The sequence below is a fragment of the Mesorhizobium sp. M7A.F.Ca.US.005.03.2.1 genome, from assembly GCF_003997795.1.
Taxonomy (GTDB): Bacteria; Pseudomonadota; Alphaproteobacteria; order Rhizobiales; family Rhizobiaceae; genus Mesorhizobium; species Mesorhizobium ciceri.
Genome location: NZ_RZRP01001489.1, coordinates 1 through 681 on the forward strand (window position 1 = coordinate 1; position 681 = coordinate 681).

At 64.5% G+C, this 681-nt stretch carries 1 protein-coding gene; it reads left to right on the top strand.

The genetic code is table 11. From position 1 onward, the window contains the following. Positions 1-262: 262 nt before the first annotated feature. Positions 263-681 (top strand): acyltransferase (locus tag EN991_RS38670; protein WP_164769782.1); only part of this gene is annotated, 419 nt, incomplete at its 3' end.

A 681-nucleotide genomic window follows, 5' to 3' on the forward strand; every position in this document is an offset into this window, starting at 1 on the left:
CCCGAATTCTGCAGCAGCGTGAAAGCGAACGGCGGCAGCAAGTAGCAGTCCAGCAACCCGAATGAGAAACAGCCCCGCGCGGGGCTGTTTTGCGTCTGCCGCAGGTGTGCAGACAAGCCAGCCACGCAAGGATCGGGCCCGGCCGGCACCCGGCCCATCTCCCCATTTCTGCCATGTTGCACTGCGATAAATTTGTTGCATTGCGATATCGGCCTGCACCGCCGACATTGCACAGGGGCTGGGCTTGCACGAGGGAGCCGTCGTGGCAGCATCGTTCCGGCCGGACATACAAGGATTGCGCGCGCTCGCCGTCGGCGGCGTCGTCGCCTACCATTTCGGCCTCACCGCGCTCCCCGGCGGCTTTGCCGGCGTCGACATCTTCTTCGTCATCTCGGGCTGGCTGATATCGACCCACCTCATGCAGGAGATCGGCGAGACCGGCCGGCTCGACCTCTGGCGCTTCTATGCCAGGCGCGCGCGGCGGCTCCTGCCGGCAGCTTTGTTCGTCATCCTGGTCACGCTGGCCGCCGGCTACTTCATCCTGGCGCCACAGGAGCAGGCGCTCTATTCGCGCGGCGCCATGTTTGCCTCCGCCTATGCCATCAATCTGTGGCTGCTGCGCTGGTCGTTCGACTATTTCGCCGCCGACGCCACCAGCAATCCCTTCATCCACTTCTGGTC